At 71.8% G+C, this 26759-nt stretch carries 22 protein-coding genes and 1 pseudogene; 16 read left to right on the top strand and 7 right to left on the bottom strand.

The features are described 5' to 3' along the window. Positions 1-179 precede the first annotated feature (179 nt). On the bottom strand, positions 180-611 hold the full coding sequence (locus tag OG819_RS34595) for an ATP-binding protein (RefSeq protein ID WP_266653068.1): 432 nt from the start codon (positions 609-611) through the stop codon (positions 180-182). Positions 612-951: 340 nt separating this feature from the next. Between OG819_RS34595 and OG819_RS34590 the strand changes: the two genes are divergently transcribed. The 3 genes from OG819_RS34590 to OG819_RS34580 all read left to right on the top strand — a co-directional run bounded on the left by OG819_RS34590 (position 952) and on the right by OG819_RS34580 (position 3001). Beyond that, positions 952-1815, top strand: coding sequence for a helix-turn-helix transcriptional regulator (locus OG819_RS34590; protein ID WP_266634043.1), 864 nt, complete (start codon positions 952-954; stop codon positions 1813-1815). A gap of 4 nt (positions 1816-1819) precedes the next feature. Beyond that, a complete protein-coding gene (locus OG819_RS34585) occupies positions 1820-2050 on the top strand; it encodes a DUF397 domain-containing protein (RefSeq protein WP_266423508.1) in 231 nt (76 codons plus the stop codon). Positions 2051-2164: 114 nt separating this feature from the next. Continuing rightward, positions 2165-3001, top strand: coding sequence for an SAM-dependent methyltransferase (locus OG819_RS34580; RefSeq protein WP_266634045.1), 837 nt, complete (start codon positions 2165-2167; stop codon positions 2999-3001). Between the two features lie 1583 nt (positions 3002-4584). On the opposite strand, the gene OG819_RS34575 is transcribed toward OG819_RS34580, so the two are convergent. Beyond that, positions 4585-5604, bottom strand: a complete 1020-nt coding sequence (locus OG819_RS34575) for a GlxA family transcriptional regulator (RefSeq protein WP_266634048.1) — start codon at positions 5602-5604, stop codon at positions 4585-4587. A gap of 1757 nt (positions 5605-7361) precedes the next feature. Between OG819_RS34575 and OG819_RS34570 the strand changes: the two genes are divergently transcribed. Then, on the top strand, positions 7362-7952 hold the full coding sequence (locus tag OG819_RS34570) for a redoxin domain-containing protein (protein WP_266634050.1): 591 nt from the start codon (positions 7362-7364) through the stop codon (positions 7950-7952). 1144 nt (positions 7953-9096) lie between these two features. On the opposite strand, the gene OG819_RS34565 is transcribed toward OG819_RS34570, so the two are convergent. Then, the gene (locus tag OG819_RS34565; protein ID WP_266638926.1) at positions 9097-9558 is read right to left on the bottom strand and encodes a DUF2871 domain-containing protein; all 462 of its coding nucleotides are present in this window, start codon (positions 9556-9558) and stop codon (positions 9097-9099) included. Between the two features lie 692 nt (positions 9559-10250). Between OG819_RS34565 and OG819_RS34560 the strand changes: the two genes are divergently transcribed. The 3 genes from OG819_RS34560 (at position 10251) to OG819_RS34550 (ending at position 11593) form a co-directional block, all read left to right on the top strand. Then, positions 10251-10403 (top strand): hypothetical protein, encoded by a 153-nt coding sequence (locus OG819_RS34560; protein ID WP_266638925.1) that lies wholly within the window; start codon positions 10251-10253, stop codon positions 10401-10403. A gap of 135 nt (positions 10404-10538) precedes the next feature. Further along, positions 10539-11024, top strand: coding sequence for a MarR family winged helix-turn-helix transcriptional regulator (locus tag OG819_RS34555; RefSeq protein ID WP_266638924.1), 486 nt, complete (start codon positions 10539-10541; stop codon positions 11022-11024). Between the two features lie 170 nt (positions 11025-11194). Continuing rightward, positions 11195-11593 (top strand): ATP-binding protein, encoded by a 399-nt coding sequence (locus OG819_RS34550; RefSeq protein WP_266638923.1) that lies wholly within the window; start codon positions 11195-11197, stop codon positions 11591-11593. Positions 11594-12095: 502 nt separating this feature from the next. Here OG819_RS34550 and OG819_RS34545 read toward each other — a convergent pair. Continuing rightward, complete coding sequence (locus tag OG819_RS34545; RefSeq protein ID WP_266638922.1) at positions 12096-12746, bottom strand: FMN-dependent NADH-azoreductase; 651 nt, start codon at positions 12744-12746, stop codon at positions 12096-12098. A 148-nt stretch (positions 12747-12894) separates the two neighbouring features. Between OG819_RS34545 and OG819_RS34540 the strand changes: the two genes are divergently transcribed. From OG819_RS34540 to OG819_RS34510, 7 genes and pseudogenes are all read left to right on the top strand, one after another. Further along, on the top strand, positions 12895-13563 hold the full coding sequence (locus OG819_RS34540) for a nitroreductase (protein ID WP_266638921.1): 669 nt from the start codon (positions 12895-12897) through the stop codon (positions 13561-13563). A 100-nt stretch (positions 13564-13663) separates the two neighbouring features. Beyond that, positions 13664-14398 (top strand): SDR family oxidoreductase, encoded by a 735-nt coding sequence (locus OG819_RS34535; RefSeq protein WP_266638920.1) that lies wholly within the window; start codon positions 13664-13666, stop codon positions 14396-14398. 400 nt (positions 14399-14798) lie between these two features. Beyond that, on the top strand, positions 14799-15818 hold the full coding sequence (locus OG819_RS34530) for a serine/threonine-protein kinase (protein ID WP_266638919.1): 1020 nt from the start codon (positions 14799-14801) through the stop codon (positions 15816-15818). Positions 15819-16073: 255 nt separating this feature from the next. Next, a pseudogene (locus OG819_RS34525) lies at positions 16074-17057 on the top strand (DUF6777 domain-containing protein); the annotation flags it as partial. Positions 17058-18179: 1122 nt separating this feature from the next. Beyond that, the gene (locus OG819_RS34520) at positions 18180-18773 is read left to right on the top strand and encodes a hypothetical protein (RefSeq protein WP_266638918.1); all 594 of its coding nucleotides are present in this window, start codon (positions 18180-18182) and stop codon (positions 18771-18773) included. Positions 18774-18969: 196 nt separating this feature from the next. Then, a complete protein-coding gene (locus OG819_RS34515; protein ID WP_266653066.1) occupies positions 18970-19434 on the top strand; it encodes a DUF1153 domain-containing protein in 465 nt (154 codons plus the stop codon). Positions 19435-19585: 151 nt separating this feature from the next. Beyond that, complete coding sequence (locus OG819_RS34510) at positions 19586-20212, top strand: hypothetical protein (RefSeq protein ID WP_266655605.1); 627 nt, start codon at positions 19586-19588, stop codon at positions 20210-20212. Positions 20213-20532: 320 nt separating this feature from the next. On the opposite strand, the gene OG819_RS58700 is transcribed toward OG819_RS34510, so the two are convergent. After that, positions 20533-20922, bottom strand: coding sequence for a hypothetical protein (locus OG819_RS58700; protein ID WP_323139392.1), 390 nt, complete (start codon positions 20920-20922; stop codon positions 20533-20535). Positions 20923-21286: 364 nt separating this feature from the next. Here OG819_RS58700 and OG819_RS34500 point away from each other — a divergent pair, with 364 nt between their 5' ends. Continuing rightward, the gene (locus tag OG819_RS34500; RefSeq protein ID WP_266653064.1) at positions 21287-22522 is read left to right on the top strand and encodes a SpoIIE family protein phosphatase; all 1236 of its coding nucleotides are present in this window, start codon (positions 21287-21289) and stop codon (positions 22520-22522) included. Between the two features lie 242 nt (positions 22523-22764). Here OG819_RS34500 and OG819_RS34495 read toward each other — a convergent pair whose 3' ends face one another. After that, complete coding sequence (locus OG819_RS34495; protein WP_266653062.1) at positions 22765-25386, bottom strand: SpoIIE family protein phosphatase; 2622 nt, start codon at positions 25384-25386, stop codon at positions 22765-22767. Positions 25387-25692: 306 nt separating this feature from the next. On the opposite strand from OG819_RS34495, the gene OG819_RS34490 reads away from it, so the two are divergent. Continuing rightward, entirely contained in the window at positions 25693-25923 is a 231-nt protein-coding gene (locus tag OG819_RS34490; RefSeq protein WP_060900198.1) for a response regulator transcription factor, read from the top strand. A 197-nt stretch (positions 25924-26120) separates the two neighbouring features. Here OG819_RS34490 and OG819_RS34485 read toward each other — a convergent pair whose 3' ends face one another. Beyond that, positions 26121-26567: a hypothetical protein gene (locus OG819_RS34485; protein WP_266638912.1), complete on the bottom strand. Its 447-nt coding sequence runs from the start codon at positions 26565-26567 to the stop codon at positions 26121-26123. Between the last annotated feature and the right edge of the window lie 192 nt (positions 26568-26759).

Below are 26759 nucleotides of genomic sequence, written 5' to 3'. Positions count from 1 at the left end.
CGTGCCTTCCCAAGGCGAACATCGCGCGGCGAACGGCTGCCGGGTCGGCGGTATGCCGCCGCGGATGTTGCGTTCAGAGCTCTTCCGTATGACTCCCGCTGCCCGTGCGTCCCTGCCCTCTGTTCATCTCTGGCTCGGCATTCGGTCCACGTGATCCCCAGCCGCCGCCTTCGGCGTGCTCATTCGACGGCGGACACGAGTGCCCACACCACGCAGCCGGGACCGCCGTTCCTTTCGCGGACCCCCCACTCCTGCGAGAGTGCCGCCACCAGGTGCAGACCTCGCCCGTGCATGTCATCGGCGGCAGCCTGGACCAGCACGACAGGGGCGCCGCCCTCGCCGTGGTCCTCCACCTCGATACGGACCGTGTCCGCCTCCAGCCCGACGGAGCACTTCACCCGGGGACTTCGTGTGTGCCGCACCGCGTTCGTCACCAGTTCGCTGACCAGCAAGACCGCGGTCTCGCAGGTGTCGTCACAACAACTCTGACGGCTGAGGTGGGCACGGACGCGGCGGCGAGCCTCACCGACGGAGGCTGCGTGCGTCGGAAGTTCGAAGGTCAAGTTCGTTGGGGAGGGAGCGCGCTGGAAGGTCATATCAGTGATGGCCACGGGAATCCTCGTCATGGGGGGTGAGTGCCGCACGTGACCTGTCCAGGGGCCGAACCCCACAAGCGTGGACGCGTCCCGGGCCGAGGCCGTGCGGCAGCGGCACACCTCTGCGCCGCACATGGGACGTCCGATGCGGGACTTTGCGAAGAGACCTGGTGCCCAGGCCTGCGCGGCTGCCGACTGCCACGCTTGAGTGAACACGGTCACCGCGCCACTATGCTCGCCGACATGGTCACGAAGCAAGATGCTCCGTGATAATTTCACGGAGACATCGCCAGGGAGTCGATATCACCAGGGAGTGACAGACTGCTCCTATGGATGCTGTGCAAGGAGGCGGGACGTGACCCCAGCTCAGTCCGCGGCCGGCGCCTCGACCGTCAGGCTGATGGTCCTGGGCAGACGGTTGCGCGACCTGCGGAAAAATGCCGGAATGTCATTCGATGACGCCGCGGTCGTACTCGACGTCACTCCCCTGACGATCCGGCGGATGGAACTCGCCAAGGGCAAGTGGAAGCTCCCGTACATCCAGACCCTGCTGGGGGCGTACGGAGTCCCCGCAGACGAGGCCAGGACCTTCCTCGCCCTGGCGAAGGAGGCCAATCAGCCCGGATGGTGGCACCGCCACCGGGACGCGATGCCCGCCTGGTTCAGCGCATACGTGAGCCTTGAGGAAGAGGCGAGCCTCATCCGGGTCTACGAACCGCACTACGTCCCCGGGCTGCTCCAGACCGAGGGCTACGCGCGGACCATCCTGCGCGCCGGCCTCCATGGTGCGGACGAGGAAGCCGAGCGAAGAGTCGTCGTCCGTATGGAGCGCCAGAAACTGCTCAGCGGGCCCCAACCGCCCGAACTGTGGGTGGTGATGGACGAAACGGTGCTGCGCCGCCCCATGGTTCCGCCCGATGTGATGCGGACGCAGATCGACCGCCTCATCGAGGTGACCGATCTGCCGCACATCAAACTCCAGATCATGCCGTTCGGGCTTTGCGCGCACGAGGGCATGTATGGGCCGTTCCATATCTTCCGATTCCCGCATGAGGAAATATCGGATATCGCGTACATCGAGAATCTCGTCGGCGCGGTATATCTCGACGAGTACGACGATGTGACGAATTACCAGGCGGCCCTGGACCGGATGTGCGCGCAAGCCCTACCAGTACAACGTACCGGGGAATTCCTCGGTGATATTCGCAAGGAGCTGTAGTCCCGTGAATCGCATACACAATGCTGTTCAGGAACTGGGGACGGAAGGCTGGCACATGCCGTGGAGCGGAAGCAACGGCGGCGCCTGCGTTGAAGTCAGGAAACTGCCCGACGGCCGTTTCGCAGTCCGTCAGTCCACCGATCCGGAAGGGCCGGCGCTGATCTTCACACAGGTCGAACTCGATGTCTTCGCCCAGGGCTGGGAGACGGGTCAGGCCAGCCTGTTGGCCTCCTGACGGCGCTCGGGTCTCGGCATAATCGGCATAAGAATCGTTGGCGAAGCGCCCCGGAGCGATTTCGTCCGCACCGTACGCAGAATTCTGGCGCAGGCAATCAAGAGGAGTACGCGAGTGCCCGACGAGACGACCTGGACAAAACGACCTCTGGGATATGAACCCCCTCGGATCGATACGAGCGCTCCGCACTCGGCGCGGGTCTACGACTACATACTCGGAGGAAAGGACAACTATCCCCCGGACCGTGCGGCAGCGGAGCAGATGCTCACCGCGTGGCCCGGCCTGCAGATATCGATGCGTGAAAACCGTAAGTTCATGCACCGGGCCGTGCGTTACCTGGCCGAGCAGGGAATCGACCAGTTCCTGGATATCGGTACCGGAATTCCCACCTCCCCGAACCTTCATGAGGTCGCTCAGGGGATCATCCCGGATGCCCGCATCGTCTACGTCGACAACGATCCCATCGTCCTCGCGCACGCCGGAGCCCGGCTTACCGGTACCCCTGAGGGCCGCATCGCCTACATCCACGCCGACATGCACGACCCCGAGGCGATCCTGCGTGCACCGGAGCTGACCGGCACCCTCGACCTCGACCGACCGGTCGCACTGTCGATCATCGCGGTACTGCAGTTCGTCCTCGACGACCAGAAGGCATACGACCTGGTCAAGCAGTACCTGCAGCTGCTGGCGCCCGGTAGCTTCCTGGCGATGTCCACGGTCACCACCGATTCCAGCCCGAAACCGATTGGCAGCGTAGTCGCCGAGTACACCAAACGCGGCATGCCCGCCCGAAACCGCACCAGGGCCGAAGTTCAGCCGTTCTTCGACGGCCTGCAACTGGTCGAGCCTGGAGTGACACTCGTGCACCAGTGGCGGCCCCTCCCCGGCGCCGAAGGAGACGTCAAGGACTCGGACGTTGCCATGTACGGGGGCGTGGCACTGAAGGCATGACGCCGGTGCCCGACGTCATCAACCCCTTCGACGGGTAGGAACGCCGATGAGTTCGAGCGGCGGGTGAAGGCACCCCGGGAGGCCGGGGTGTCGATCCACGGGATGCCCAGATCGCACGGCCATTGCTCTCTCTCAGCGTGGCCACTGTGAAAGTCGAAGATTGACTACAACATCACGCATTCCTAGCGCGCGGCGGGCGAGGGCGCCGGTGTCCGCAACTCGCGAGCGGGCCGGTGGCTGCTGCTGTTCGTGGTGGGCAGTGCACCGCAGTGTCTTGTGTGGAATCAGCCGGGTCTCAGCTGCTTTGGTGGATTTCACTCGTGGTCGTTGGGCGGGGCGCAGGGTTGTACCGGTGCGGTGCGGTGCGCTGTCGGCCAGTGGTGATCCTGCTTGCCATGGCGTTGTCCGGTGAGCGGTGTTCTGTCTGGCGGTGTGGGGCTGGGGGTTTGTGTGAGGGAAGCGACTCGCGGACGTCCTGGGGGTGTTGGTGCCGTGCTGGAATCGGGTGTGGAGCGGGCGTTGCTGTCTGCCGGTGCTGAGGTGTTGTCCGGTCTGCTGCGGGATGATCCGGCGGTGGCGACCGTGCCGGCCGGGGGGAAGGTGCCGCTGCTTGGCCGGGGCGCTGAGACTGGCCAGGACGCGTTCGGGCTCGCCGTTATGGGCGCCGGGGGGTGTGAGAAAGGGGCGAGGACCGTAGAGATCTTCAATGTGTGCTGGGTGGGGCCAGGACCCGAGCAGTTTGGGTAAAGGTCACTGCTGGTCACCGGGTGCGGGTCTGCCGGCGGGTCGGCGCCCGGTTGACGGTGGTGGTGGCTTCGGTGTCGGTGTGGGCGCGGTGGGGGGGTCTTGGGCCGGGTGTCAGAGGTGTTGGGTGCTGGTGAGCCCGAGGGTGCGGAGCGACCGGTGGAACAGCTCGGCCCCGGCCTTCGCGGACGGCTGGCTTCTGTGCGGCCGGGGCAGCGGTGTGCGTTGTGAACGCTGGCGCACGGGGCGGGACTTGTGGCCGGTGCGGTCCTCGGGCGTGTCCTGGCATGTTCGGCTCGCACGGCTGCCTGTGTGTGGCCGCGGGCGGGGACGGCGCGGGCGGGGATTCAGCGCGGTGACGGTGGGCTGGTGCGCGGCCGTCCGGCCGTCTGGCCGTCCGGTGTGAGCCCGCCGGTGGTGCGAGGGGGTGCGGGGCGGGCGGGTGGGACGGACAACGGTCTGCGGTCCGGGGGTGTGATGTCCCTGTGTGCAGGTAGGCGCGGGACTGTGCGGCAGGACGGGGCGGTCTCCCCGGCGGTACGTTCCCGGCCGGCGCGGGTGTGGAGGCGGGGGCGGTGGGAGCGGACTGCGGGCTCGCGCGGTCGGCCGGGTACGGCGGAGGGCGGGGCGACGCCCGGGCCGCCGGGCCGTTCATGCCGTGGAGTTCCACGGGGCGGGGCGGCCGCCGCCGCGTGCCCCGGGTCTTCTCCCGGCATCCCGCAGCGCGCACCCGGGTGCATATCAGGGTGTGTGCCTGGGTGTGTATCTGCTGGGCCTGCGGGTGGTGAGGTGGCCTGGGGTGGCTGGCGGTTGTGCGTTTTCGGCGTGTTGTGCCTCGGCTACGGTGCAGTGGGTGCGGATGCGGGGTCTGTGGTGTGCATGCCGGTCGTGCGGAAACTGGTCCGGAATGCGCCAGGTGTCACACCCAGGTGCCGCACGAACGCTCTGCGGAGTGACTCGGCCGAGCCGAACCCGGTGCGGCGTGCCACGGCCGGCATGGGGTCGTCGCCGGTTTCCAGCAGTACCTGGGCGGCTTCCAGTCTGACCTGTTCGACGTAGCGGGCCGGGGTGGTTCCCACCTCGTCGTCGAAGAGCCGGGTCATGTGACGGACGCTGATGCCTGCCCTGCGGGCCATGGCGGTGAGGGTGTGGTTGGCCCCGGGGTCCTCGGCGACGGCGTCCAGGACCCGGCGGAGCATCTCCTGGCGGGTGTGCGGTGTGCGGGAGCGGACGCTGAACTGGGACTGGCCGCCCGGCCGTTGCATGAAGACGACCATGTCCTTGGCGACCGACCGGGCGACCTGCGCACCGTAGTGGTCTTCGACGAGGGCCAGGGACAGGTCGATACCGGCGCTGACACCTGCCGAGGTCATCATTTGTCCGTCCCGCACGAAGATGGCGTCCGGTTGGACCTGCACGGAGGGGAAACGGGAGGCCAGTTGCCGTGAATGGCGCCAGTGCGTCGCCGCGCGGCGGCCGTTGAGGAGTCCGGCCGCGGCCAACAGGAACGCTCCCGTGCACACCGATGCCGTGCAGCGACTCTTGGCGTGCAGGTGGCGGACGGTGTCCACAAGAGCGTCGTCCTTGATCATCGTTTCCCATTCGGGGCCGCCGGGGATGACCAGGATGTCGCACGGTTCCTGCACGTCGTGGGCGCTCAGGTCGGCGCTGAGGCGGGTCCCGGCGGAGGTGATGACCTCCGTGCCGTCCTCGGACGCGATCTGCAACTGATAGCGCCCGCCGAACTCGTTCGCCGTCGTGAACACCTCGATGGGGCCGGTCACATCGAGCAGCCGCACTCCCGGAAAGACGAGCACGGTCACGGTGAGCGGGCCCGTTGCGGGGTGCTTGCGGTTCATCGGATGCCTCCGGGCCGTGCGCGGTGCGGACACTGGGTCGACAGGACGCCGCCCCCCGCCATGCCTGCCGGCGTTTGGTTTCGGGGCCGGGGATATGCCCCGGCGAGCGGTCCGGGCGCCAGCGCGTGCGGCCCCCAGCTGCCTGGTGCGTACCGCCGGGTGCGGTCCTGCACAGCGCGGCACGCAGTGTCCTGGTGGGTGTCGCGCTGCGGGAGCTGGCTCCAGGGGCCGCAGCCGCCGAACTGGGGGGGCAGGCGGGGAGTGCTTCCCGGACCTCCGGAACGGGGTCGTGGCCGGCTGCGGTCCGTCCTTCGTCGGATTTCGGTGTGCTCATCATGCGCCCGTGACCGCTGCCGGTGCCACGACCGGTTTGCTCCCTGCTGGGAGGTGCAGCCTTCCAGTGCGCTCGCCGGGAGCCGCGCGAAGCGGGCCCCGCACCGTGAGCGTGGACGGCGCGGGGCGGGATCTTGAGCGCTGGCGGGTTTGCCGGGCTGTCCGCTTTCGTGTAGCGCCGCCGGACCCGGGGCGGGCCGCGATGGCTGCGGCAGCGGGTGACCGGGCGCGGAGCGGGCCGTGGGGGTGGGTGTGCTGCCTGGTGATGTCCGGCGGGGGAGTTCGCGCACGTGCCGTGCTCCCGGGGCGGGTTGTGCGGGTGTCCGGCGGCCCGGCGCGGTGAACTGTCCGGCCGGTGTGCCGCCGTGGCGGGGTCCGGGCGCGCTGCTCGCGGGCGGCAGTGCCGCAGACGGGAGTACCGCAGACGGGAGTGCCGCAAACGGGGGTGAAGCCCTGTGCCGGGCGCTTTTGGCCTGCGGAGGACGGCCGCGGGACGCTCACTTCGCAGGCCCGTTTCTTCGGCCGGGCCGTTGCCGGCTGCGCCGCGAACCGCCTTTCCTGTCCGCCCGCCCTCACCACGGGGCACAGGCCGTCGGTGTTCCCCGGCCCGGATCGCAGGCCGGTGTCTCGTACGGGTTGCGGACGGCCGTCCCCCGGCACAAGCGTGGATACAGACAAAAGCCCCAGCGGCATCCAGTCGCGTGGGCAGGGGCCCCTGACGCCGGCCGGGGCCAGGTGACCCCCGTTAACACCACGTGACAACACCAGGACAGGAGCAGGGTGGTGGACGTGAAACCCGAGGTTGTGGTGGCGGCCGCCGGGGAGGGGCGAGCCGAGGACTTCTGCGAGCCGCCGGGGCGGCGGCCCGACGTCGGCCTCGCCGGCGGCGGGGGCTTGCGGGCGGTGCAGTTCACCCCGCCGGCCTGGTCCTGCTCCGTCTTTGGCGCGAGGCCGCCCTCAGCGCGCCGGGCTGCGCGGAGAGCCTGCACCTGGGCCGTCTTTGGCATCGAGACGGCCCATGCTGAGCGCGCCGACCGCGGCGTCGGGGTGTTCCGCGACGCGGGCGGGTGGTGCATCGCGCCGGGACCGAGAGATACGTGGCAGGCCCGGAACCCGGCGGCTGTGCTTTGCTCCTCGTTCCTCTCGTTCGGAGATCCGGACGGCAACGGCCGGCTGCTGCAGGAGATCACGGCGCGGCTTTCGGGCCGCTGGCCGGGAACAATGCCCGGGCGAATCAGGGCCGTTGACAAGGTGCCCGGCTCCTGCGTGCGGGGCCGGCGTCGGCAGCGGCTGCGTCGTCCCGCGAGACCGGCGGGCCGGCTTGGTGATGTCCGTGTCCCGTTCCATGATCCCGGCCTGTCGAAGCCGGCATACGCAAACGCCCCACACGTCCGAGCGAACGACATGGAGAAAGGAACAACACCGTGCGCGCCGACATCACACCCGGTGGAACCTTCCCCGACTACGAGCTGACCGACCACACCAGGACCCGGCGGCGACTGAGCGGGCTGCAAGGGATCGACCCGATGATCCTCCTGCTCTCACGCGGCCACTACTGCCCGAAGGATCATCAGCAGCACCTTCAACTGGCGGCCCATTACTCCGAGATCGCCGTCTCCTACACCCAGGTCGTCACCATCGCGACCGACAACATCCTTGAACTCAACGAGTTCCGCGCGGCGGTCGGCGGCCAGTGGACCTTCCTTTCCGACGCCGGCCGCAAGGTGCAGAAGGACCTTCAGATCCAGGAATACACCGACCCCCGTCACGACCCGATGATCCCGCACACGCTCGTCCTGGGGCCGGGCCTGGTCATCCACAGCGTCTACAACGGCTACTGGTACTGGGGCAGGCCGTCGATCGAGGACCTCCGCCGCGATCTCCGCGATGTGACCCGGGAAATCCGCCCGGACTGGGACTTGAGCGCGCCGGGCCTCAGCGCGGCCTGGGAGGCCGGCGATCACTCGATGCACTACCCCTACCAGGGGGCCCGAGAGGGCCGCGGGCCCACGTGAGCCCGCGGCGGCAGATCCGGCGTTCCCGGAGCGGGAATCCCGCGGGGCGTGAGCGTCGGCGGACCCGCGCCGGCCGGCCGGCCCGCCGGCTTCGCTGCGTGCGTTCCGCCCCCGGGAGCTGCATTCCGCCGCTTCCCCCACGGGCGCCCACGTCGCACTGGACCGGCCCACCCACGTTCGTCCCCGAAGCCGTCCGGGCGCTGCGCCCCGGCGGCACACCCGCCAGATCGCCGCCGAACTCGGGGGCGAGGGTCCGCTTGCCTCCCTCGCCCCCGACGGTGAAGCTCCCCGCGGGTGCCTGAGGTGGTGCTGGTGTTCGGGTGCGTGCTGGGCATGTTCTGTCAGTCGTGGTGCGCCGTGTCGGGCGATGTGTGCTGGGTTCCGGATAGCGGGTTTGTCTGGTGGTGGCCGTGGCTCTGTCTGGAGGGGGGCGGGGGTTCACTGAGCGGGTCGGGGTGGATGTCGGCTTGTCCGTCTTTTGGGGGAAGGCGGGTGTCTGGGGTGAGAACGAGGGCTATGGCTGCGGGTGTTCGGGCTTTCGCGTGAGTGGTCACCCGGTCGCCGTGCGGCCTGCGGAGTGAGGGTTCCCGCTGGCACGGGGGCCCGGCGAAGGGGGCTCGTGGCAGTGTCATGCTCCTGTCCTGTGTCTGTGTGGGCCCGGATCAGGGTAGCGGCGCATCCTCGCTGGTGTGCTGCTGGATCGGGTGGGTCGGCTCGGTCTGTGTCCGGCTGTGGATCCACCTCTACGGCAGCCGTGTGCTCAACAGGGCTCCAGGGCCCGCTGACCCGGCAGTTGCCGGCGCTCGTTCTCCCGGCGCCTTCACGCGGCGCAGGGCGTACTGCGGCCGGCGGCGACGGGGCACTGTTCGCGGAGGTCCTGTGGAGTGGCTGGCACGGCCTGGCCGCCCTCACCGGGGCGGGCCGCCGTGCCCCGGATCCGGCGTACTGCGGGCGGCCGCCCTGACCGGCGTGCTGCCGGGTCCGGCGGCCCAGTCCGTCTGAGACGGCCGGCCCGCCCCGTCCTGCCGGGGATGAACGGCCGGCCCTGTCCGGGAGGCGGCCGGTTCGAAGGCCGGGCTTCTCGGGCCGGGCTTCTCTGGCCGGGCTTCTCGGGGCTCTCGGGGCGGGCTTTCAGGCGGGGCTTTCAGGTGGGGCTTTTGGCTGTTTCCCTGTTCTGTTCCGGTTCGGCGGGGCCGGCTCCGGCGGATTCGTTGAGCCGCTTGCCGAGCAGTACGAACAGCAGGATGAGCCCCGCTGTGAGCAGGATGTGTCCCAGGCCCGCGGTCAGCGGTACGGCCTTGGGGACGTGGTCGCCGAGTACGGTCTGGGTGCCGTGGACGAACATCATGGCGACGGTGATCGCGATGCCCGCGTTGTAGAACCAGAAGAAGTACGTGAACAGTTTCGTCCCGGACAGGGTGAACTGCTTGTCCAGGGCGAGGATGATGAGGAAGCCCAGCATGCCCAGCGCGAGCAGGTGGGTGTGCATGAGCGCCAGCTGGGTGTCGCCGGTGAAATCGTTGGCTTTGGTGAACTCCCGGTAGTACAGCCCGGAGACCACTCCCAGGATCATGTAGACGTGTGCCGCGTAGTACGACTTCCGCATCCCCGTGCTCGCTCCCTGCCGGCCGGTGCTGGTCGATTCAGGTTCTGCCGGGGGCTATTGAAGCACTCGGCAGCGAACGCTTCGCCCGGTTCGGGAGATCGTTCGAGGCGCTCTCGAAGACCTCTGCGACCTCTGCGACCTCTGCGACCTCTGCGACCTCTGCGACGTTCGGGGCCGGGCTGGGGCGCCGGGGTTCGTCCGCGCGAAGTCCACGCGGACGGGAGGCGCCCGCAGGAGGCGCTCCTATGCGGTCGCGGCCGTGGCCGCGGTGACCGGACTGGTCCTGGCCGCCGGGGGCGCGGCGAGCACAGGTCGGGCCCGGGCCCGTCACCCGCTGTCCCCCGGCGGGCTGGAGGAGACCGTATGACGCATTCCCGCAGTACCCCCGGCGGGCCGCGGCCGGGGCGAGCGGAGGCCGGGGCGAGCGGCGGCCTGGCTGCGCCGCCCGGCCGGCCCGGGGGCGTGGCGGGGGCGTCCGGGGCGGCCTTTGGCAGGGCGGTCGGCTGCCCGGCCGGATGGGTGGCGGGCGTCTTGCCGGCGGTGTCGTACGGGTAGGCGGCGGTGACGGCGATGCCCGCGGGCGCGCCGGCCGGGGTGTGCCGTTCGGTCGGGATCGGACCGGGGGCCGGGGCCCGCGGCGGGAGGAGCGCGGGGGCCGCCCGCCCGCGTCCTGCGGGAGCACCCCTGAGGCGGTGAAGGTGTTCACCGGGGCGAGCGAGACCTGCTGCGGCATCCGCTGCGCATCCTGGCGGGAGGCTCACGCCGGCCTCATGGACGTCGGCACCTGGCTGGACCGGTCGGGCAGGGCCCGGCTGACGGCACGCCTGGACTGCCTGCCGGTGTAACCGGCCGCGGGCGGCGGGCCGCCCCGCGGTCTTGGCCGGCTCTGCGGCGTGAGGTGACAGGGCCGTAGCGGACATACCCGCATTTAGTTTCAAATGAGACCGTATCGAAAGAATAGATGGTTGTAATGTGGTCTCATGACCGCCGACGTTGCGCACACAGCCACCGCCTCGCGTGTGACCGACCGCCCCGGGGACGCCTCGCCTTTCGCTCTCGGCCTGCTGCTGCGCCGGGCGCACTGGCGCGCGGCCGCGGTGATGGAGGAGGCGCTTCGGCCGCTCGGCGTCGAGTTGCGGCATTTCGCGGTGCTGATCGTGCTGGTCGACCGCGGGCCCACGGTGCAGCGGGACCTGGCGGCGGCGACGGGGTCGGACAAGGCGGGAATCATGCGGGTCGTGGACGACCTGGAGCGCAAGGGGCTGGCCGTGCGCAGGAGTGTTCCGGGGGACCGGCGGGTGCGGGCGGTGGAGATCACGCCCGAGGGCGTGGAGCTTTTCGATGCGGCTCATGTGGCGGCGGAGCCGCTGGCCGGGCGTCTGGTTGCCGAACTGGGGCCCGGCGAGCCTGAGCGGCTGACGGATCTGCTGACCCGGTTCGCCTATCCCGCAGGCGGCCAGGTGTAAGCGCGCCCGCGCACCGGCCGCCTGCCGCGCGGGCGCGTTTGGCCGCTGCGCATCTCACGGGTCTGTCCGGCGGAAACCGTTTCCGTTCGGTGGAGCGGTTGCGCGAGCATGCCGGAGTGGCCTTGCGGCAGTGGTGCGGTGGAGGCGTCTGATGGCGGCGTGCCCTGGTCGTGATCTTGCTGTGCGGGCTTCCTGGCTCGGGGAAGACGACGCTGGCAGGGCGCCTGGCCGGCAGGATCCCGGTGGTGCGTCTGTGCCCGGACGAATGGATGGCGGCTCTCGGCATCGACCTGTTCGATGAGCGGGCGCGCGACCGGCTCGAGGGGCGGTTGTGGGAGCATGCCCGGGAGCTGCTGAGGCTGGGACGGACGGTGATCCTGGAGTTCGGCTTCTGGGCGCGTTGTGAGCGGGACGAGAAGCGTGCGGGAGCGCGCGCACTCGGCGTTTGGGTTGAACTGCACTGCCTGGCCGCCCCGGCTGATGAGCTGTGCCGCCGTCTCGAAGCCGCAGCCGGGAGGGCGGGCCGGGGACCGTCCCGGTCGGCCGCGAGTTGCTCGAGGAGTACGTGAAGTTCTTCCGGGCTCCCGGCGATGACGAGCTTGCTCTCCTCGGCGAACCGCCTTTGGGCCGGCGTGGATGACGGGGCTCTTTCGGCGCCCGCCCGCCGGCCCGCCGTCCGTGCGGGTGTGCCTCTGATCGCGCGCGGCGGCGGCAGGACAACACGGCCCGCACGTGGGCCGGGGGTCCGCGGCCGCGGCGCGCCGGCCGGCGAGGGCTTCAGGCCGGAGTCCCCCGCCCTCGCCGGGGCCGCCATAGCCCGCAGGGCTGCCGGTGTGGCGGTCGGTGCCGCGAAGGCGGCCCTGGCGAGGGCGGGCCGTAGGCACGGCCGGGACGGACGCCTGGTGCGCCCGGCCCGCACCGCCATGGACTGCGCGCAGCGCACCGCCGCAGCCGCGCACGCACCGCCGCAGCCGGAACGCACCCGCACCCGCACCTGCCTGCACCTGTACCTGCCTGCGCCTGCCTGCGCCTGCGCCGCGTGCGGAGCGGCCGGGCGCCGCCCGGCCGGGGTCACGCGGCGAGGCGCTTCGCGAGTTGCTTGGCCTTGGCGCTCGCGTCCTGGAAGGCGCGCTCGCGGGAGGCCTCGTAGAGGGGGACCAGTTCGGACATGGCCGGGTTGCGGGGGGCCATGGTGAGTTCCGGGACGATGAAGTCCAGGTCCAGGCCGAGGGTGCCCTGGAGGACGGCCTCCAGGTAGTTCTGTACGAACTCGAAACCCTCGCGCGGGGTGCCGGGCGCGTAGGAGCCGCCGCGGCTGGCGACGACGACGGCCGGGGTGCCCTGGGCGGAGGGGGCCGGGCCCGCGGTGCGGCCGAGCAGCAGCACGTTGTCCAGCCATGCCTTGAGGGTCGAGGGGATCGAGTAGTTGTACATGGGGGCGCCGATCAGGACGGCGTCGGCCTGCTCCAGTTCCTCGATGAGCTCCACGCGCGCGGCGAACGCGGCGGACTGCCCGGGGGTGTGCTCGCACGGGGCGGCGTAACCGGCGGACCAGGCGTCGGCGGTGATGTGCGGGACAGGGCTGGCGGCGAGGTCGCGGTAGATGACCGTGCCCTGCGGGTGCTGCTCCTGCCAGGCCTTGCGGAAGGCGTCCGCGACGGAACGGGACGAGGACGCCTCGCCGGGGAACACGGACGAGTCGATGTGCAGCAGCGTGGCCATGGACGTTCTCCAAAGGGCGGTGCCCGGGCCGGGGAACCCGGGGCGGAGGATTCGTACGCAGAGATAGTTATACACGAGATAGTATTGAGTGATACTTTATCGAGTGTGACAGAGATGGATGTGCTGAGCGAACGGGAGGCGGGCGATCTTGGACGTCTATGAGGCGGTCACGAGCCGGCGGGCGGTGCGCGGATTCACTGGCCGGCAGGTCCCGGAAGAGGTGCTGGAGCGCGTGCTGTCCGCCGCGGCCTGGGCGCCGTCCGCATCGAACCTCCAGCCGTGGCACGCCTACGTACTGACCGGCGGGCCGCTGGCCGAACTCAAGAAGCGCGCCGGCGAGCGCCTGGCCGCGGGCGACCCCTGGGACGAGCCGGAGTACGAGCAGTACCCGCCCGCGCTGAAGTCCCCCTACCGCGAACGCCGGTCCGCCTTCGGTGAGCAGCGCTACGGCGCACTCGGCATTTCGCGCGAGGACCTGGAGGCGCGCCAGAGGGCCGCTTCCGCGAACTGGGAGTGTTTCGGCGCGCCCGCCGCCCTGTTCTGCTACATCGACCGTGACCTGGGCCGGCCGCAATGGTCCGACGCCGGCATGTATCTGCAGACCGTCATGCTGCTGCTGCGCGCCGAAGGGCTGCACAGCTGCACGCAGATGGCATGGGCGAAGTACCACAGGACCGTCGCGGAGGTCCTCTCGCCCCCGGATGGGCTGATCCTCTTCTGCGGCATGTCGATCGGATTCGAGGACGCCGGGGCGGCTTGCGCCCGTACGGGCCGCGCGCCGCTGGGCGAGACGGTCACGTTCGTCGGCGGTCACTGACGCCGCCCGCCCCCCGGCGGGCCGGGGCGCCGTTCCTCGCCGCGCCCGCATGCGGGTTCATGTGGAATATTCCGGACATAGTTCCGACGAAAGGTATGTCATGAAGATCGCAGTCATCGGCGGTACCGGGCTGATCGGGTCGCAGGTCGTCAAGGATCTGAACGCCGCCGGGCACGAGGCGGTACCGCACTCGCAGTCCACCGGAGTCGACATCATCAGCGGCCAGGGACTGGACAAGGCGGTGGCGGGAGCCGACGTCGTCGTCAACCTGACGAACTCCCCGACCTTCGACGAAGCCTCCCCGGCCTTCTTCCAGACCTCGATGGACAACCTTCTGGCCGCGGCCCACAAGGGCGGCGCCGGCCACTTCGTCATCCTCTCGATCGTCGGCACGGACCAGGTGCCGGAGCTGGACTACTACCGGGCCAAGGCGCTCCAGGAGAACATCCTCGCGGCCGGGCCGATCCCCTACTCGATCGTCCGGGCGACGCAGTTCATGGACTTCATGGACGCCGTCCTGTCCTGGACCGCCGACGGCGACACCGTCCGGCTGCCCGCCACGCCGATCCAGCCGATCGCCTCCAAGGACGTGGCCAGCGCGGTGGCGGAGGTCGCCGTGGGCGCCCCGCTGAACGGCATCCGCAACATCGCCGGCCCCGAGATCTTCCCCCTGGACGAGCTGGGCCGGATCACCCTGTCCCACAAGGGCGACAGCCGCACCGTCGTCACCGACCCCACCGCCGGCATGTTCGCCGCCGTCAAGGGTGACGTCCTCACCGACAAGAACGCCCGCCTCGCCCCCACCCGCTACACCGACTGGCTCTCCCGGCCCTGACCCGCTCGCGCCCTCTCCGCGTGCAGGCCGCAGAGGGCAGGCCGTGGAGGGCAGGGCGCGGCGAGCAGGGCGAGCAGGGCGCGGAGGGCAGGGGGCGGCAGCCTGCGGCACGCCCTGGCCGATGAGGCCTGGGCACGCCCTGGCGGATGAGGCCTGCGCACCTCACGCCGCCCGGCCGTGAACCGCTGGGCCGGCGCCACGTCCGGGATGCCCGCCTGCGCACCGGCCGTGATCAAGCGGCCCGGGGGAGCGCTGGATAGAATTCGGGCATGGGTGAGCGGCCCGTCCACACGGCTGCGCCGGGATTCGCTCCGGGAGCCGGTTCCGGTGGCGCGGGGGTTTGTCCCGGGGCGCTCGCACGGTGGGCCGGCGGTGTGTGATGGGTGCGGCGTCGGGGGGGATGGAGCTGTACTCCGGCCGGGCCTCGGGCCTGATCGGGGCGCAGATCGCGGGCTACCGGGTGGAGCGCGAGATCGGCCGCGGGGGCATGGCCGTCGTGTACTGCGCCAAGGACCTGCGTCTGGACCGTACGGTCGCGCTGAAGCTGCTCGCCCCGGAACTGGCCCGCAACGACACCTTCCGGCGCCGCTTCACGCACGAGTCGCGGGTGGCCGCCGCGATCGACCACCCGCACATCGTGCCGGTCTTCGAGGCCGGTGAGACGGACGGTGTCCTGTACATCGCCATGCGGTACGTCTCGGGGCTGGATCTGCGGGCCCTGCTCGACCGGGACGGCCCGCTGCCGGTGCCGGCCGCGCTGCGGATCGCCGGGCAGGTGGCGTCGGCGCTGGACGCGGCCCATGAACACGACCTGGTGCACCGGGACGTCAAGCCCGGCAACATCCTGGTGGCCCGGGGCACGGACAGCGATCACCCCGAGTACGTCTACCTCACGGACTTCGGGCTGACGAAGAAGTCGCTGTCGCTGACCGGGTTCACGACCGTCGGCGAGTTCGTCGGCACGCTCGACTACGTGGCCCCGGAGCAGATCTCCGGCCGCCCGGTGGACGGCCGGTGCGACCTGTACGGCTTCGCCTGCGTCGTCTACGAGACCCTCGCGGGCGGCCCGCCCTTCCAGCGGGACGACGACATGGCGCTGCTGTGGGCACACCAGTACGACCAGCCCCCGCCCCTGAGCGAGCAACGGCAGGGCATCCCGCCGGCGCTGGACGGCGTACTGGCCAAGGCCCTGGCGAAGGTCCCCGAGGACCGTTACGACTCCTGCCTGGAGTTCGTGGCGGCACTGCGGGCCGCCGCGAGCGGCGCCGGCGCCGGCGCCGCTCGCGGCAAGGACGTGCACGCGCCGACCCAGGTGGTGCCCATGGTCGCCGAAGCCGCCCCGGCACCCGCTCCGGCACCCGGCCCGGTGCCGGATCCGCCCCGGTGGGCCCGGCCGGTCTTCGGCCGTACCCCCGGTTAACCGCACGCCGTACCCCCGGTTGGCCGCGCGGCGTACACCCGTCCGGCCGTACGCCGCCCGCCTGGGCGGGCCGTGTCCGCTCCTGCCGGTGCGCGGGGCCGTCGGCTTGCGAGGTGTGCGGGAGGGCCGCACACAATGGGGTGAAGAGGAACCGGTGAGGCGGAGAGGCGAGGGGGAGGGCGCGGGGCCGACGGCAGGAGGTTGTGTTGCGGGTTTCCTGAGGCTGTGCCGCCGGCCTGTGTGCCGCAGACCCCGATGCCGGGAGTGGAGCTCGTGAGCGTCCTACCGTCGCCGTCCGGACCGTCGTCCGACCGTCCCAAAGGTCCTCCGTCGGGGCCGCTGGCGGGTCCCTCCCAGCCGAACCGGCCCACACCCCCGGACGCCGAAACCCGCCCCGGCGGCGGCGGGCGGTCGGGACCGCCGCCCCCGCCGCCCGGCGGCGAAGGCCCGGGCGGCGACGGGGGCCCGCACCACCCGTGGTGGAAGTCCGCGCCCCGGGTGGCCGTGGTCGCCACCGCCATCGTGGCGGCGGTGGCCCTGATCCTCGTGTTCACCCGTTCCGACGGCATCTCGAACCAGCAGCGGGGCGAGGTCTTCCTGCAGTCCGCCGGGAGCACGGGCGCGGATCCGTTCACGGAGTCGACCGCGAAGGAGAGCGCCGCACCGACGGCGACACCCTCGCTGCCCTCCACAGCCGCGGGCAACGCGGCACAGAGCGTGAACGGTGACGCCCCCGGCCTCTACGGCGGGACACGCAACGTCGCCAGCTGCGACGTGGAGAAGCAGATCACCGCCCTCAAGGCGGCCCCGTCGAAGAACGCGGCCTTCGCCTCGGTGCTGGGCATCCAGCCCTCCGCCGTCCCCGGCTATCTGCGCACCCTCACCCCCGTACAGCTCCGGGCGGACACCCGGGTCACCAACCACGGCTACCGCAACGGCTCCGCCACCAGCTACCAGGCCGTGCTGCAGGCGGGTACCGCCGTCCTGGTCGACGACCGCGGAGTACCGCGGGTGCGCTGCGCCTGCGGGAACCCGATGACACCGCCGGCCGCGCAGCAGACCGACCCCAAGCCGGTGGGCGAGTCGTGGTCGGGCTACCGGCCCTCGCACGTCGTCGTCGTCGCGCCCGCGCCCCGCCCGGTGAAGAAGTTCGTCGTGGCAGGCCCGGAGAAGGGCGACTGGTTCACCCGCGACCAGGGCGACCACCGCGGCGAGCACGACAGGAAGACGACACCACCCCCGCCCCCGCCTCCGACAGGGCCGTCCACGCCAGGCAAGGAACAGACACCCTCGAACGGCAAAACCTCGCCGGGACCGGGTACGCCGTCCAAGCCGTCCGAGTCGTCCGAGTCGGGCAAGTCTTCTGAGTCGGGTAAGCCGTCCAAGCCGTCTGAGTCGGGTAAGCCGTCGAAGTCGTCTGAGCCGGGTAAGCCGTCGAAGTCGTCCGAGTCGGGTAAGCCGTCGAAGTCGTCCGAGTCGGGCAAGTCTTCTGAGTCGGGTAAGCCGTCCAAGCCGTCCGAGTCGGGCAAGTCGTCGAAGTCGTCGAAGTCGTCCGAGCCGTCGAAGCCGTCGTCACCGTCGGCGTCCGACAAGGAGTCGTCGCCGTCGAAGGACAAGTCCTCGTCGGAGTCGGGCAAGCCGTCCTCTCCGTCGTCCGGGCCGTCCTCGCCAGGCTCCTCCGAGCCGTCGTCACCGCCGTCGTCGCAGCAGTCGGCGCCGTCGTCCGGGGAGTCCTCGAAGCCGCAGGAGCCGTCCTCCGCCCCGTCCTCCTTAGAGCCCGGGCCGAAGACGTCCGCGCCCCAGAACACGGCGCCTGAGAATTCCGGACCCGCGCCCGCCGATACAGGGCAGGAACAGCAGCAACCGCAGGAGGACCAGCAACAGCAGCAGGAACCGCAGGAGGAGCAGCAACAGCAACCGCCCGGCCCGGAGGGGTCCTAGCAGCGCCGGTCGCCGCCCGGTGTCCGGCAGCGCCGCCCGGGCCCGAGGGGCCCGTGAAGTGCGGTGAGGCGGGGGGCTGTCGAGGGGCGGCGCGCATACGCCGCATGGTGTCCCAGGACCACCGTGCGGCGTCTTTTTGCGCGCTTTACCCGATTGATTCCGCTTGGTCAAGTCACGAGTCCTCGGAACGTGACCGTGCGATGCCCGTGGGGCCTACTTGAAGTGCGGGCCTCACCGGAACGGAAATCCGGAAAAGAAATGAGGCAGGACGGTAGGACGGAAATCCTCGCGGAGGGTTGTCTCTTTCACCGAAACCGCAAGTTGTCCCGGTGTGGCGGTCCCGGCAAAACGGTCCGCCGATCGCCGTCCCGAATTCCCGGGGCAGGCAGAAGAGCCCCCTGTATCGGTAGGAGAAAACCCATGACCCGTATTTTTCACACCCAGAGCGACGTCCGTCCCAAGCGCCGGGGCTTCCGCCTTGCGACACTCGCCGCCTCGGCCGCGGTGATCACCGGGGGCATCGTCCTTCCGGCGTCCGCCGCGATGGCCGCCCCGATGCCCGCCGCGCATGTCGTGAGCTTCGTCCACGGCGGCGGCGCCGGCGGTGACGGCGGTGACGGAGGCGGCGGCTTCATCGGCGGGGGCGGGGGCTCCGGGGGCTCCGGCGGCGGCAGCGTCCTGGGCGTCGGCGGTGACGGAGGCAAGGGCGGCGACGGCGGCGACGGCATTCTGTCCGGCGGCGGTGGCGGCGGCGGTGGTGGCGGTGGCGACGGTGTCATCGGCGGTGACGGAGGCAGGGGCGGCGACGGCGGCACCGGCCTGTTCGGCGGCAGCGCCGGCTCCGGCGGCTCCGGCGGCGACGGCTTCATCGGCGGCAACGGAGGCAAGGGCGGCAACGGCGGCTTCGGTGTCTTCGAGGGCGGCAACGGCGGCAAGGGCGGCGCGGGCGGGCTCGGTGTCCTCCTCGGCGGCCTGGGCGGCGCCGGTGGCGCCGGCGGCGGCAGCATCTTCTGACCGTCCCGCCCCGGTGGGGGCGGAGGTCCGTACGGCCTCCGCCCCCACCTCCCCCTCCAGGAACCCCCACCCCCACCCCCCACCCCCCACTCCCACTCCCCACCCCCGTACCCCCATTGGCCAGTGCGCGGAGCCGGACGGCCGGCGCGGCGCCCGCAGAACCACAGCCTTGCTTCAAGGAAAACGGAGAACCCCCATGTCCAGAACTCGCTGGCAGCGTCCGCTCGTCCTGGCGGTGGCCTCGGTGGCCCTGGCCACCGGCACCGCGTGCGCCGCCCAGGCGGCGCCGGGTGCCGTCACAGGCACCAGCCAGACGGCCCCGGCCGACTTGTCCCACTGCGGGAAGGGCGGGGAAGGCGGGAAGGGCGGGGAAGGCGGCAAGGGCGGTGAGCCCGGCCGGCCGGGAGAGCCCGGCAAGCCCGGCGGACTCGGCGGGCTCGGCTGCTTCACGTTCGGCGACCTGCCCGACAAGCCCAAGTCGGAACTCACGGGCGTGGACAAGATACGGATCGTGCTGACCGTGGAGTCGGGCCAGGCGGAGAAGGACGACGTCGTCAAGAAGTACAAGATCTCGGCGAAGGAGTTCGACACCTGGGACAAGCAGGTCCGCGACGGGGACTGGGCCGCGCTGATGGGCCTGAATTCCCTCTTCGGATCCTGAGGAAATTTTTGAACGCCCCGGCCCGGTGCGGGCCGGGGCGTTCCTGTCAAGCCCCGAATTCACGGGCCGTGACGGCGGGGACCTCGGCCGGGTTTATTCGATACAGCGGAAACCGCGGTACGGAAAATAATTCTCTGGAAAGAGGAATGCCATGCGTATGCGTTCTTGGAAGGTCCGTCTCGGTCTCACGGTCTCGACCGCCCTGACCGCCGGTGTGGCGGTCGGCGCGCTGGCGCCGGCCGCGATGGCGGCGCCGGTACCGCAGAGCCATACGACGGCGGTGGCCGCCGCCCGGCAGCTTCCCGCCGGCAGCGCCCAGCCGGGCGGCGGCACTCAGCCGGGCGGCGGCGGCCAGTTCGGCAGCGGGTTGTTCGGCAGTGGGTCGTTGGGCAGCGGGTCGTTGGGCACCGTCAAGGTGGGCGACGGGAGCGTGCGGATCGGCGACCGGGTGTGTGCGGGCAACTGCAACGGGACCGTCAACGGGAGCAACGGCGGGCAGGGCGGGATCTGCGCCGGGCTGTGCAGCGGCAGCGCCAACGGCGGCACCGGTACGACCGGCGCGCCGGGCCGTGAGGGCGGTATCGGCGGGCAGGGCGGGATCTGCGCCGGGATCTGCGGCGGCAGCGCCAACGGCGGCACCGGCGGGACGGGCGGGGCCGCGGTGGGCACCGGCGACGGCGGCCGCGGCGGCAAGGGCGGCACCGGCGGGATCTGTCTCGGGCCCGGCTGTGAGAGCGGCGGCATGGGCGGCCGCGGCGGCACCGGCGGCAGCGGCTGACGTTTCTCCTGCCTCTGAAGCGGTGGGAGGGGCGGCGTTCCGCGGTCTCACGGCGCGGACAGGCCGAGCAGGTCCGCCGCGTTGGTGTCGAGGGTCATCGTGGCTTCCTCCGGGGTGAGCCCCGAGTCGGTGATGTGGTCCACGGCCCGCAGGAACACCTCCCCGTCCTCGTAGGGGGAATCCGTGCCGAGGACGAGGCGGTCCGCCCCCGGCGCCCTCGCCGGCCGGGTGGATGTACAGGACGGCGCCGCGCCGGTCGAGTTCCTCGTAGACGGGGTGGAAGAGGGGATCGGCGAGTGTGCGGCCGAGCACGGTCGTGGTCACGCCGACACCGACCGCCCCGAGGTCGTCGAAGGCGCGGGTGAGCTCTTGCAGGGCCGCGTCGGCATGGGGCAGGGGCAGCGCGGCGAAGGCCCGGAAGCGTTCGGGGAAGCGGGCCACGAGCTGCGCGTACGACTCGTTCGCCGCGCCGGCCAGCGCCACCGCGTCGGACTCCCCGGCCAGGTGCGGGAGTGCGGTGCCACGCAGAGCACCTGGAGGTCGATGCCCGCCCGGTCCGTCAGCGCGAAACGGCGCTCCAGATCGGTCTCGGTCGCGTCGGCGCCGATCCCGCGCTGGGTGGCGGTGCCGGTCTTGCCCAGATGCTCGAGACGGTCGAGATACCCAGCGCTCCACAGGTGGGCGTGCACGTCGATACGCAAAGGAGCCACCCTTCGATGGAACGCCCGCCGGGCGACGCGGTCCAGCCGGCGGGCGGACCCGGGCCGGGCGGATCGGCCGGCCCAAGAAGACCGCGCGGCCGCCGGCCCCCCGCGGCCGCGCACCGGCCTGCGGCTGGTGGAGCTGATCGCGTCGCGGGCGGCGGCGCCGCGGGTGTCCGCCGGTCTCACCGGGCTCCCGCAGCGCGGCCGGCCCCGTGTCGTGATCGAGTGGAACCGAGTGAACCGGGCGGATCCGGGTGGGATCGAGTGGATCCGGGTGAGACCGGGTGGGATCGAGTGGATCCGGGTGAGACCGGGTGGGTTCGTGGGCGGGGTGCGGATCGCGGTGTCGGGGCGGTAGGGAGAGCGTGTGGTGAGGGAGCGGATCGACTACCGGGGGCTGTTCGCCGCCACGCCCAGCCCGTATCTGGTGCTGGGCCGCGACCTGGTGATCGTGGATGTCAACCGGGCCTACCTCGTGGCGACCAACCGCACGCGGGCGGAATTGGTCGGGCGGTATCTGTTCGACGCCTTCCCCGACAATCCCGCGGACCCGGGTGCCGACGGGGTGCGCAACCTCAATGCCTCCCTGCACTGGGTGCTGCGTTCGAAGGAACCGGACACCATGGCGGTGCAGAAGTACGACATCCCCGTCACCGGCCGTCCGGGCGTGTTCGAGGAGCGGTGGTGGTCGCCGATCAACACCCCGGTGCTGGGGGCGGACGGGCAGGTGGAGTGGATCATCCACCGGGTGGAGGACGTGACCGAGTTCGTCCTCTCCCGCTCCCTGCGCGCGCAGAGGATCAGCGTGCTGGGCGAGCGGGAGGCGATGGAGGCCGAGCTGTATGCGCGGGCGCGTGAACTGCAGCAGCTGAACGAGGAGCTGCGCAAGGCGCACGCCCGGGAACGCCAGGTCGCCGTCACCCTGCAGGAGGCCATGCTGCGCTCGCCCGACCTGGCGGGGCACCAGGACATCGCGGTGCGTTACATGCCCGCCGCCGGGTCCCTGAACGTGTGCGGCGACTGGTACGACGTGGTCGATCTGCCCGACGGCTTCGCCGTGGCCGTCGGTGACGTCGTCGGGCACGGCCTGGAGGCCGCCGCGGCGATGGGCATGCTCCGCAGCGCCCTGTCCGCGGCGGTCCGCGCCCTGCGCGAGCCGGCCAGAGCGCTGGAGGTACTGGGCCTGTATGCCCGCTCGGTGGAGGGGGCGCTGGCCACCACCGCGGCCCTGGCCGTCATCGACAACCGGGGCCACCGCATCCGCTACAGCAGTGCCGGCCATCTCCCGCCCGTTCTGGTGCACCCCGACGGCTCCTTCGGCTTGCTCGACCAGGCCACCGACCCCCCGCTGGGAGCCCGTCCCCGCCACATGTCCCGCCCCCAGGCCGAGCTGCCCTACAGCCCGGCAGACACCCTCGTGCTCTACACCGACGGGCTTGTCGAGCGCCGGGGGGAGGACATCGACACCGGCCTGCGCCGGCTCACCGACGCCCTCGCCCGCCACACCCGTCTTGCTCCCGAACGCCTGGCTGACATGCTGCTCGCCCGCCTCGGTGTCAGCAGCGGCGGACGGGACGACGTCGCCCTGGTCGTCGTACGGCTTTGACGTGTTCTCCCCGCCGAACTCACCGCCCCCGGCACCGGCACCGCCCCCGGCACCGCCCCCGCCCCCGGCACCGCCCCCGCCCCCGGCACCGCCCCCGCCCCCGGCACCGCCCCCGCCCCCGGCACCGCCCCCGCCCCCGGCACCGCCCCCGCCCCCGGCACCGCCCCCGGCACCGGCACCGGCACCGGCACCGGCACCGGGGGCGGGGGCGGGGGCGGTCGTTTTCCGGGTCGGGCGGGCGGTCAGCCGGGGGAGAGGGACTGTTCGGCCCAGACGGTCTTGCCGGTGAGGGCGTGGCGGGTGCCCCAGCGCCGGGCGAGCTGGCCGACCAGCAGCAGGCCTCGGCCGCCTTCGTCGAAGGTCCGGGCGCGCCGCATGTGCGGGGCGGTGCTGCTGGAGTCGAAGACCTCGCAGGTCAGGGTGGATTCCTCATGGATCAGCCGCAGCTGGATGGGCGGCCGGCCGTAGCGGATGGCGTTGGTGACCAGTTCGCTGACCGTCAGTTCGGTGATGAAGGCGGCGTCGTCCAGTCCCCAGGCGGTCAGCTGGTCGGTGGCGTGCCGGCGCGCGCGGGCGACGACGGCCGGGTCGAAGGCCAGGTCCCAGGCGGCGACCCGGTCGGCGTGCAGGGCTCGGGTGCGGGCGACGAGCAGGGCGATGTCGTCGTCGGGGCGGTGGGTGAGCATGGCGGTGAGGACTCTGTCGCAGACCGTGTCGAGGGTCCGCGCGGGGCGGGCGAGAGCGGCGAACATCTTGTCCAGCGCCTCGTCGATGTCGTGGTCGCGGGCGGCGAGCAGACCGTCGGTGTAGAGGGCCAGGAGGCTGCCCTCGGGCAGGTCGGTCTCGAAGGTCTCGAACGGCAGGCCGCCCAGGCCCAGCGGCGGGCCGGCCGGGACGTCGAGGAAGCGGACGGCGCCGTCCGGGGTGACCGCGGCGGGCGGCGGGTGGCCGGCCCGGGCGAAGGCGCAGCGGCGGGAGACCGGGTCGTAGACCGCGTACAGACAGGTGGTGCCGATGCCTCCGGCGCTCTCGGCGGCGCCGTCCGTGCCGGCCTCGTCGGCGGACAGGTGCAGGACGAGGTCGTCGAGGTGGGTGAGCAGCTCGTCGGGCGGCAGGTCGACGTCGGCCAGGGTGCGCACCGCGGTGCGCAGCCGGCCCATGGTGGCGGAGGCACGGATGCCGTGGCCGACCACGTCGCCCACGACGAGGGCCACCCGCGCGCCGGACAGTGGGATGACGTCGAACCAGTCGCCGCCCACGCCGGCCTGGGTGCCGGCGGGCAGGTAGCGGGTGGCGATGTCCAGGGCTCCCTGGTCGGGCAGCGTCTGCGGGAGCAGACTGCGCTGCAGGGTCATGGTGCTGGTGTGCTCCCGGCTGTCGCGGCGGGCGGTGTGGATGCCGACGGCCGCCTTGGCGGTGAGTTCCTCGGCCAGCCACAGGTCGTCCGCCTCGAAGGGCTCCGGGCGCCGGCTGCGGCCGAAGAGGGCCACGCCGAGCGTGGCGCCGTGGGCCCGCATCGGCACCACCATCACCGAGTGCGTTCCGTTCCCCATGAGCCGGGCGGCCCCCGGGTCCTGCCGCGCCCACCGGACGAGGTCGGGGTCGGTGGCGTCGTACAGGGCGCCGTGGCCCTGGGCCAGGCAGCGGGCCACCGGTGACAGGGCCGGGTAGAGGGTTTTCCCGCCGGCCGCGGGAGCGGGGCGGTCCTCGAGGACCGAGCGCACCGCGGCGCGGGTCATGGACAGGAGCCCGGCCGGGGCGGCGGGGGAGGGCCCGCCGCCGTGCCGGGGGGCGTCCAGCAGGTCGACGGCGGCGAAGTCCGCGAGCCGGGGGACGGCGATGTCGGCGAGTTCCTGCGCGGTGCGCCCGCTGTCCGCGGTAGTGCCGATGCGGGCCGAGGCCTCGCTCAGCAGGAGCATCCGCTGCCGGGCGAGGTGCTCCTGGCGCCGCGGGTGCGCCGCCAGGCACACCGCGCGCACCTGGCCGGCGGGGTCCTTCAGCGGGACGAGGGAGGTCGACCAGCCGTGTTCCGCCCCGGTGCCCGCGGGGCCGGCGCCGGGGCGCAGGTGCTGCGGGCCGGCGCCCTCCAGCACCCGGCGCATCTTCGCCTCGGCCTCGTCGCTCACGGGATGCGGCGCGATCTCCGGCAGCCGCAGCCCGCGCATCTGGTCCTCGGTGAGGGACAGCGCCTGCTCCATACCGGCATTGGCCCGCACCAGCCGCAGGTCCGCGTCGAAGACGGCCAGGACGCAGGGCGCCTGGCGAAACACCCATTCCCCCAGCTGACCGCTCCCGGGCGGCCCGCCCCCGTACGCCTCGCTCCCGGAGGCCTCGCTCCCGGACGTCGCGCCTCCGGCTGCTTGTGCGCCAGGCGTTGTTCCTTCGGGTGTCTTTCCTCCGGGCGTACCGGCAGGCGCCTGCCCCTGGGGTGCGGCGCTCACGGCGGACACCACGAGCCACTCGGTGCCGGGGCCGTCCGCCGTACGGCGGTGCGCCAGCAGTTCTTGCCGGAGCCGGCGTCCGTCGCGGTGCCGCAGTGCCACGGTGCCGCTCCACCGCTCCTGTCCGGCCGCGTCCCGCAGCGCCGCCACGCCGGCGCCGACGCCGACGCCGACGCCGGCGCTGGCACCGGCGGCGGCGCTGGCACCGGCGGCGAGCAGGCGGGCGGCGGGCTGTCCCAGGATCTCCGAGGGCAGGTAGCCCAGCAGCTGCCGGGCGCCTTCGCTCCACCCCGTCACGATGCCCCGCGCGTCGACGGTCGCCGTGGCCGTGGCCGTGGCCGTGGCGGTGGCCGTGCGGGCCGGACCGGGGGAGGCGTCCGACTCGTGTGGCCGCTCACCAGGATGGGTGGGAAGTCGCTCCATCGCCGCTCATCTCGTCCTTCGGGAACCTGCACGGCCGGGGCTCTTCTGACAAGCATGATCCCGGGGGCCGTGGAGCACCAACCCGGCGCTGCCGCCGGGGCGCGGCCCGCCGGTCCGTCCGTGACCGCGCCGCGGCAAACCCGCGAGGTCCCGCTGTGACAGGCCTGTGACAGGCGGCGGACACCGTCATGAAATCCCCCGGCCAGCCTTTATATAAAGCGGACAAAACGCCTTATTCGGTCACATGTCCCCTGCTTTCAAGGGTGTGAGCGGTGACGACCGAGCCGACACGTCGGAGGAAAACCCATGAGCCTCACACTCGCCACGCCGCACGCCGAAGCCCCCGTCCCCGCCCTGGCCCCGCGGGAGCAGGAGACACTGCGACATATCGCCGCAGGGCGCACCTACCTGCAGACGGCCCGCCACATGGGGCTCTCCAAGCACACCGTCGACGCCTATCTCCGCCGTATCCGGGCCAAGCTCAACATCAACAGCACGGCCGAACTCACCCGGCTGGCCATCTCCCTGGGCCTGTGACCACCACGCCCCCACGCCGCCGGGACTGCGATGTGACCGCCGCGCCGCTGCTCACCGGGCCCGGGCCGAACCAAGCTGATCCGGATCGACGTACTGGACATCGAAAGAACCGTCTTTCCGCCATCCATCACCTGCACGTACTCGGAACGGGTCCGGCCGCGAACAAGAAGAAACTGACCAGCGGCACGCCAGCATGCTCACGGCCTCCGCGCGCGCTCGTCCGCCCATCGGGCGGATGCGGCCAGCGCCACCGCGGTGACCACGAGGCCGGCCAGCGCCGGGTTCACATATCCCGGCACCGCCCGGTCGTAGGTGGTCCCGTCGCTTCGATGGCACACGAACCGCACCGGCACCCACCCGATCTGGTAGTCGTCGATCCGGTAGTCGCGTTCCTCCACGCCCGTGCGGCACGACCGGATGGGAGACGAGTCCGCCCCGCCGTCCTCCGCCACCAGTGCCGCGCCCGCGACGTACAGGATTCCCCACGCGTACATCGCGGCCGCGCCCGCCGCGATGACATACGCGAGACCGCGGAGTGAGTGCGCGAGCCCGCCTCTCCCGGCGGCTGCCAGTGCCCGGCCCAGGAACACCAGGCCGGAGACGACCGCGGCCAGGACGGCCGGCGGACAGAGCAGGAGACTCACTTCCTCTCCCCCCGGCCCTCGTCCTCAAGACGTATGTGACCTCGCACCGCACGATCCCCTCCCGCCGCGCTTCCCCGGGGGCGGGGACGATCAAGGGAGGGCGGGCGGTTGCACGGGGCGAGTCCGGCCGCCGGCAAGCGGCACCGGGCCGCCCCGGCCGGCCCGCGGCAACATGGCTGACATACGGTCAGA

This window comes from Streptomyces sp. NBC_01549 (assembly GCF_026339955.1).
GTDB lineage: Bacteria > Actinomycetota > Actinomycetes > Streptomycetales > Streptomycetaceae > Streptomyces.
This window is presented reverse-complemented; position numbering and strand designations above follow the sequence as displayed.